The 7,060-nt window shown below is 43.3% G+C and carries 8 protein-coding genes and 1 tRNA gene; 7 read left to right on the forward strand and 2 right to left on the reverse strand.

The genetic code is table 11. From position 1 onward, the window contains the following. The first annotated feature begins 166 nt into the window (after window positions 1-166). Together ACTIE6_RS27490 and ACTIE6_RS27495 are read left to right on the forward strand one after the other, a co-directional pair. Window positions 167-385 carry a helix-turn-helix domain-containing protein gene (locus tag ACTIE6_RS27490; RefSeq protein ID WP_439559684.1) on the forward strand — a complete coding sequence of 73 codons (219 nt, stop codon included), beginning with the start codon at window positions 167-169 and terminating at the stop codon, window positions 383-385. 305 nt (window positions 386-690) lie between these two features. Further along, a complete protein-coding gene (locus ACTIE6_RS27495; protein ID WP_439559685.1) occupies window positions 691-2,334 on the forward strand; it encodes an ATP-binding protein in 1,644 nt (547 codons plus the stop codon). A gap of 350 nt (window positions 2,335-2,684) precedes the next feature. On the opposite strand, the gene ACTIE6_RS27500 is transcribed toward ACTIE6_RS27495, so the two are convergent. Further along, window positions 2,685-2,757: transfer RNA gene (locus ACTIE6_RS27500), tRNA-Phe, on the reverse strand. Between the two features lie 236 nt (window positions 2,758-2,993). On the opposite strand from ACTIE6_RS27500, the gene ACTIE6_RS27505 reads away from it, so the two are divergent. The 5 genes from ACTIE6_RS27505 (at window position 2,994) to ACTIE6_RS27525 (ending at window position 6,559) form a co-directional block, all read left to right on the forward strand. Next, entirely contained in the window at window positions 2,994-4,322 is a 1,329-nt protein-coding gene (locus ACTIE6_RS27505) for a 4Fe-4S dicluster domain-containing protein (RefSeq protein ID WP_439559691.1), read from the forward strand. Between the two features lie 10 nt (window positions 4,323-4,332). Next, a complete protein-coding gene (locus ACTIE6_RS27510) occupies window positions 4,333-4,668 on the forward strand; it encodes a DUF3784 domain-containing protein (protein ID WP_439559686.1) in 336 nt (111 codons plus the stop codon). Next, window positions 4,649-5,446, forward strand: coding sequence for a (Fe-S)-binding protein (locus ACTIE6_RS27515; RefSeq protein ID WP_439559687.1), 798 nt, complete (start codon window positions 4,649-4,651; stop codon window positions 5,444-5,446). The genes ACTIE6_RS27510 and ACTIE6_RS27515 overlap by 20 nt, the downstream gene beginning before the upstream one ends. A gap of 90 nt (window positions 5,447-5,536) precedes the next feature. Continuing rightward, window positions 5,537-6,037 carry a hypothetical protein gene (locus ACTIE6_RS27520; RefSeq protein ID WP_439559688.1) on the forward strand — a complete coding sequence of 167 codons (501 nt, stop codon included), beginning with the start codon at window positions 5,537-5,539 and terminating at the stop codon, window positions 6,035-6,037. A gap of 42 nt (window positions 6,038-6,079) precedes the next feature. Beyond that, the gene (locus ACTIE6_RS27525) at window positions 6,080-6,559 is read left to right on the forward strand and encodes a gliding motility lipoprotein GldH (protein ID WP_439559689.1); all 480 of its coding nucleotides are present in this window, start codon (window positions 6,080-6,082) and stop codon (window positions 6,557-6,559) included. Window positions 6,560-6,598: 39 nt separating this feature from the next. Here ACTIE6_RS27525 and ACTIE6_RS27530 read toward each other — a convergent pair. Then, a partial coding sequence (locus ACTIE6_RS27530) for an AI-2E family transporter (protein WP_439559690.1) occupies window positions 6,599-7,060 on the reverse strand: 462 nt, incomplete at its 5' end.

Consider the following 7,060-nt stretch of genomic DNA (forward strand, 5'->3'; position numbering starts at 1 on the left):
CGCGGTGGAGGCAAACTTCGGTTTGGCTTTCTGGGAGGTGGATGATTTTGAAGTTCATGGCTTTGCAAGTGTATAGTTTAGCTGTCTTACAAAGGTAATAACGTCAGCTAAAATACAACGTATTCGTTGTGTAAATAGTGTAATTTTCCCAAGTCCTTTATCATCTATGGAAAAGGACGCTTTGCTGAAACAACTAGGACTCAGGATACGCGAGCTACGTAAGGCTAAGAATATTACGCAAGCTGAGCTAGCTCACATAATTGCAAAAGATCAGCAGTCAATACAAAGACTTGAAGCTGGAAAGATCAATCCTTCATTCTACTATCTGTATGAAATTGCAACTGGTTTGGGAATATCAATGCAAGAAATTATACAGATCCCTTGAAAGAGTTGAATTATGTCCCTCCTAATCAAGATTCTGTCTCTGAAAGCAAAATAGCATTCTCCTTAGCCAGCTTTGACCTTATAGCTGAACTAGTCTGTTTTCTAGTTTAGTTTTTTGTTATTGTTGTATAGTTATCCAAGCAGTAATCATGTCTTCTGAGCAGTGATAATTGGGGGTAAGTTCGGTATGGACGCAGCGACACAAATCCTCAATAATTTCAGCAAATAGTAAGTATTTCGAGTCAGCTGATAAGTATTTGAGAAACTGTTAACGCTATAACGGTATGTCATCGCCATAATAATGATATGAAGGAAGGCCAATTTATAGAAAAGAAGAAAATAGATGTTGTTGTTGGTTTAACAACAAATTGGAAAGAGCTGGCAAAAGACTGTGTTTGTTTCGCAAACAGTAGAGGCGGTATTATCCGGATAGGTGTTGGCGACAAAGAATCTTTGCCTCCTAATGACCAGAAGATTAATAAGGATCTACCGTTCAAGATCAAAAAGAAAATCTCGGAGAATTCTGTAAATGTTGGATTAAATGTAGCTATACATACTGCAGCCAATGGTGGAGAATACATAGAGTTGGAAATTCTACCAAGCGCATCAACAATTGCATCCACTACTGACGGGAAATATTATTATCGAAGCGATGATACTTGCGTTCCTCTTCTGCCTGACGAACTTTCCCGGCTTTTTACAGACAAACCCTCATTTATCTGGGAAACAAGGAGAACCAATATCTCGTCTATAGAAATTGACCCGATCAAGTTTGACAACTTTCGACGTGACATTTTAGAATCGAGCCGAGTTAGTAACCACGTCAAAGAAATGTCTACTGATGAGCTCCTCGACCATTATATGTTTGTGGATGCAGGTCGACTCACGAATCTTGGCGTGCTCTGGATAGGTAAGAGAAAAGATCGTGCGAGATTGCTATATGCACCCACAATTCATTTTTTAAAATTTGATGATAAAGAACAGAAGATCAATAAAATACTATGGGAAGATCACTCTTTGAACCCCAAAGAATTAATAGAAGAAATTTGGACGAAAATTCCAGATTGGAAAGAGGGCACTGACGTTGCGGATGGGATCTTCCGGAAGTTCGTTCCAAACTACGAAGAAGAAGTAATCCGTGAATTGATGGCTAATGCACTAATTCACCGACCTTACACTACCAGGGGAGATATATTTATTAATTTATATCCAGACAGGCTTGAAGTCGTGAATCCTGGCTTATTCCCAATAGGCGTGACCCCCTCTAATGTGCTACACAAAAATGTGCGGCGTAATCCTTACCTCGCCCAAGTTTGCTATGACCTTCACTTAATGGATAAAGAAGGATCCGGTATCGACAAAATGTATAGAATCCTTCTCTCAAACGCAAAGCACATACCTGTCCCGTACCAAGGCGACGATTACGTTCAATTCACTATTCTGAGACGCATCTCTAAACCGGAGATCATCTCCTTGATTAATCGTGCTAATTCGGAATTTCAATTGACGCAGAGAGAAACTATTTCTCTTGGGCTAATTGCTCAACATACGTCTATATCTGCTATTGATCTTTCGAAAGAGCTCAGTTTACCTGAAACATCCGTTGGTACCATTAACACCTGGCTGGGTCGGCTTACCTCATTAAGCCTAATTATTACTAATGGACGAACGAAAGGAACGCAATACCTTGTGAATCCCGACTTTCTTAAGAAAGCTAATTTCAAAGGAAAAACAAACCTGAGAGGTATTGAAAGCCACAGACTCGAGGAGCTTATTTACCAAGACGTTAAAAAGTACCAGCCTACATCTTTGGGAGACATTCACGAGCGTATCGGTAAAGAACTATCTTACAATCTAGTCCGAAGGACAATTTACAAGATGGTGGCTGATGAGAGATTATCAGCAAAGGGCGTTAAAGCAGGAACAAAGTACTCTTTGGACAAAAAGTAGCAAAAAACAAGAGCTTTTGCTTAGATGCTACTTGACTTAGCCGAAAAAATTAATACAATCCTTTGATTATCAGATAAATATACTTAGACGAAAATCTACTAAAAAAACGTTATACGTCTAAGAGTTGTCTTAGTCTATCTAAGTAAAAAAATAATGTTATTGATTGTAAAATGCACAATACACACGATTTTAACCAAATATCTAGTGAATTTTAAGGACTACCCGATCAAATACAGCAAACCATTATAGGCGACAGCACACTAATGTTGATCACCCGTGCTGCCTCAACTAAAAAGTCGTTAATACGAACAAAAAAAGCCGCTGCGATTGCTCGTAGCGGCTTTAAGTTGTGGTGATGGACGGAATCGAACCGCCGACACAAGGATTTTCAGTCCTTTGCTCTACCGACTGAGCTACATCACCAGGCTCAATTGGTTCCCTTTGGGACTGCAAAACTAGAAGTTTGGTTTTGCTTTGCAAATTATTTGAAAGAAAAACTTAGGATTGATTTTGCGAAAATTTCCAATTCGCTCATTATCAATACTCTTTCCTTTCTCGTCTGTTCAAATATTTCAAATAATACTTGGAAGCTGGTGTAAAGGCACAATTTTTCTCATATTTGTTAAGGTATGCTTGCATACTATTTGACAGATTTCACCATGGAAATTGTTCAGCAAATCTTATTTATCCTTTTGGTTGGGCTCACGGGCCGGCTTGTGGCCCGGCGCGCGGGTGTTATCAGCAAAACGATCCGCCTTGGTCGGGATGAAGACAGAACTGACCAGCCTGAGAGGCGGCTGGCTATGATGCTCCGCATTGCATTTGGACAGAAGAAAATGTTCGACAAGCCGCTGATTGGCTTCCTGCACCTGGCCGTTTATCTCGGCTTTATCCTCATTAATGTTGAAGTTCTCGAAATTGTAATCGACGGTATATTCGGAACACATCGGGTTTTTGCCCCGCTATTTGGCAAATTCTACGCTTTATTGATCAGCTTCTTTGAATTTCTGGCAGTGAGTGTGCTGGTGGCCTGCGTGATTTTCCTGATTCGCCGAAGCATTGTTAAGGTACCCCGGTTACAGCCTGCCCGCCACCGTGAAATGAATGGCTGGCCCGCGCTCGACGGAAAGCTGATCCTTATTTTTGAGATTGTATTGATGATCGCCATTCTTTCGATGAATGCGGCCGACAGTGTTTTGCAGGCTCGTGGCCACGCGCATTATCCGCCAACAGGTAACTTTCTTTTTAGCCAATTTTTAAAACCGCTTTTTGTAAATATTAATACCGGATCGCTGGTAGTAATTGAGCGATTTGCCTGGTGGTTTCACATTATAGGTATCTTCATGTTTGCGGTTTACGTCACTTATTCCAAGCACTTGCATATTATTCTTGCTTTCCCAAACACCTATTTTGCGAAGCTGGTACCGAAAGGAAAAATGGATAATATGCCTGTGATCACGAATGAAGTCCGCATTATGCTGGGCCTCGAACAACCACAGGAAGGTGCGGCGGTACCTGATCATTTTGGTGCCAAAGACATTCAGGATCTGAGCTGGAAGAACCTCATGGACGCATATTCCTGCACGGAATGCGGCCGGTGTACTGCGGCTTGCCCGGCTAATATTACGGGTAAAAAGTTATCCCCGCGCAAGATTATGATGGATACGCGCGACCGCCTGGAAGATGTGGGACGAAATATGCTGGCAAATAACGGGCAGTTTGTAGAAGATGGAAAGCAGCTGATCGGAGATTACATATTGGAAGAAGAAATCCTGGCTTGCACAACCTGTAATGCGTGCGTTCAGGAATGCCCGGTTTTGATCAATCCGCTGGATATTATCCTTCAACTGCGGAAATATAAAATTATGGACGAGGCGAAGGCGCCTGCTTCGTGGAATGCGATGTTCCAGAATCTGGATACGAATCAGGCGCCCTGGAAATTTTCACCAGGTGACCGGCTAAATTGGACGCAAAACCTTCAATCCTAAGTTTTTAGACATGGAAATACTGATTGTATTCGGCCTGGTTTGCACGCTTCTTGTTGGAATGGGCACTTATATCTGGGTCAAAGAAGCTACCTGGCTGCTGGCCAATTTTCCAAAAGATCCAATGCAGATACGTGACCGCAAAGGCTTAGCGCGGTCGGCGGGCATATACAGTTACGTAATCGCCGTTACCATGGCGGTCAGCGGCTACGGGTTACACAAGTTTGCAGGCACAAAGTATGAACTGGTGCCGGTTGCAATATCCATCCCCGTTACCAGCATTCTAACAATTATTTTTATTGTAAACGGACAACGATACCTCGTTCAAAATGGCGGAAGAAAGATATAGTGTGCCTACAATGGCCGAAATGGCCGCGAACAATGAAACGCCCGAGGTGCTGTTCTGGGTGGGTTGCGCGGGTTCTTTTGATGATCGTTACAAAAAAGTGACTGTCGCTTTTGCCAAAATCCTGAACAAGACCGGAGTGAAATTTGCAGTACTCGGCACGGAGGAAAGCTGCTCAGGAGATCCTGCGCGACGGGCGGGCAATGAATTTACGTTTCAAATGCTGGCCATGTCCAATATTCAGGTTTTGGATATGTATGGTGTCAAAAAGATAGTTACTGCCTGTCCGCATTGTTTTAACACACTTAAAAATGAGTATCCCGAGCTGGGAGGTAACTATGATGTAATCCATCACTCACAGTTTTTACAGCAACTGATCGACGAAGGAAGGATCCGCCCGGAAGACGGACTTGCATTCAAAGGAAAAAAAATCACTTTTCACGATTCCTGCTACCTGGGACGTGCAAACGACATTTACGAAGCGCCACGGAAAGTGCTTGAATCGCTGGATGCGGACCTTACAGAAATGAAACGCTCACGGGCAAAAGGACTCTGCTGCGGTGCCGGCGGTGCTCAGATGTTTAAAGAGCCCGAAAAAGGCAGTAAGGATATTAATATCGAGCGGATTGAAGAAGCACTGGCCACAGGCGCAGATACGATTGCAGTGGCTTGTCCGTTTTGTATGATTATGATGACCGACGGGCTGAAAAACAAGGAAAAAGAAAATACCGTCAGGATTTACGATCTGGCAGAGTTGGTAGCACAGTCAAACGGACTTTGAGTGCGCATTGTTTGCGAGAACTTAGTCGGTTGAGGTGTTGTTGAAATTTCACGGCAACATTTTTAAGAGTATTAAAATCAATTTTGAGATATGTACATTCCATTCAGTGATATAGATCTTCAATCCAGAATCTGGATTTACCAGGCAAACCGCCAGCTTACTGAAACAGAGACGGGAATTCTGACAGAAACGCTGAAAGCTTCGCTCGACAACTGGGAAGCACATGGAAAACCACTTACTGCTTCGGGCAAAATATTTGAACACCGCTTTGTCGTGATTGCTGTTGACGAGCGTGAAGAGTTGCCAAGCGGTTGCTCCATTGATAAGTCAGTCCATTGGTTGCAGGAAATCGGACAGCGCATGCAGATCGACTTTTTTGACCGCTCACTTGCATATTTGAATGAGAATGGAGAAGTGCAGACTGTTCCGGTTCCGAAGATCAAACAGTCTGTTCAGGATGAACTAATCCAACCTTCCACAACCATTTTCGACAACCAGGTTGCGACCAAAGCGCAATGGATGACACGCTGGAAAATTCCGGCTTCAAATTCCTGGCTCAACCGTTATTTCAGCGAACAGACCAGTTTATAGGAAAAATAGATAGTTTTGAAATCCAATCAAGTCAATTCTTTCATGAAGTTTCCCGGAATAGCTGCTGTCCTGATGCTTTGCCTGACACTCGCCGCCTGCGACGAAAACATCGTGTACAAGGCGCATGAAGATATTGACGACGGTCTTTGGTATATCAAGAACAAGCCGACATTCAAGATTGAAATCACGGATACCACACAGACTTACAACCTGTATTATCTGCTCAGAAACACATTGCAATACCCTTATTACAATCTGTACATGACGAGGAATTTCCTTGGGCCTGATCAGAAGGTGATTTCAAATACATTGGAAGAAGTTTATTTGTCCAATGAAGTGACCGGCAAACCTTACGGCCATGGACTGGGGGATTTGTTTGACCACAAAATTCCTTTTCTCAAAAACTACCGGTTTGCAAGATCAGGAACCTACACGATTACTCTTTCGCAATCCATGCGCCAAAACCCGCTTCCATTTGTAATGAGCGTTGGGGTAAGTGTTGAGAAAGTTCCGGTTAAGTAGGCTGTCAGCTATCGGCTGTTAGCTCTTAGCGGTTAGCTTTTAGCTGTCAGCGGATCCGGGCTGTATGTTGCCTTGCGATCCGTCCGGTCTTTTCCGGGGTTTGTTGCGGTATCTCCGGTAAGGTTTTTTCTTGAATTCTTTTGCAGTAGCAGTTTCCCGCTGCATTTCAGCTTTTTCGGCTGCTACTTCGTGAACCGGCTCGCCTAACAAAAATCCGTAAGGTTCCAGGCTTGGGATTGTATCCAGAATCACTTTCAGAATTGCTGTTACGGGAAGCGCGAGGATCAAACCGGAAAGTCCCCAAAGCTGTCCGCCGAGAAACAATGCAATAATTGCAGCCAGCGGATTCACACTCACTTTTGAGCCTACAATGTTGGGTGTGATGAAATTACCTTCCAGGAACTGAACAAAGCTCATTACGCCAATTACACCCACTGCATACCAGGGCGAGTCCATCGTAACAATACTTAAGAGCGCGGGTAATACGGAGCCAATTAAAAT

Source organism: Dyadobacter sp. (assembly GCF_051859145.1).
Lineage (GTDB): Bacteria > Bacteroidota > Bacteroidia > Cytophagales > Spirosomataceae > Dyadobacter.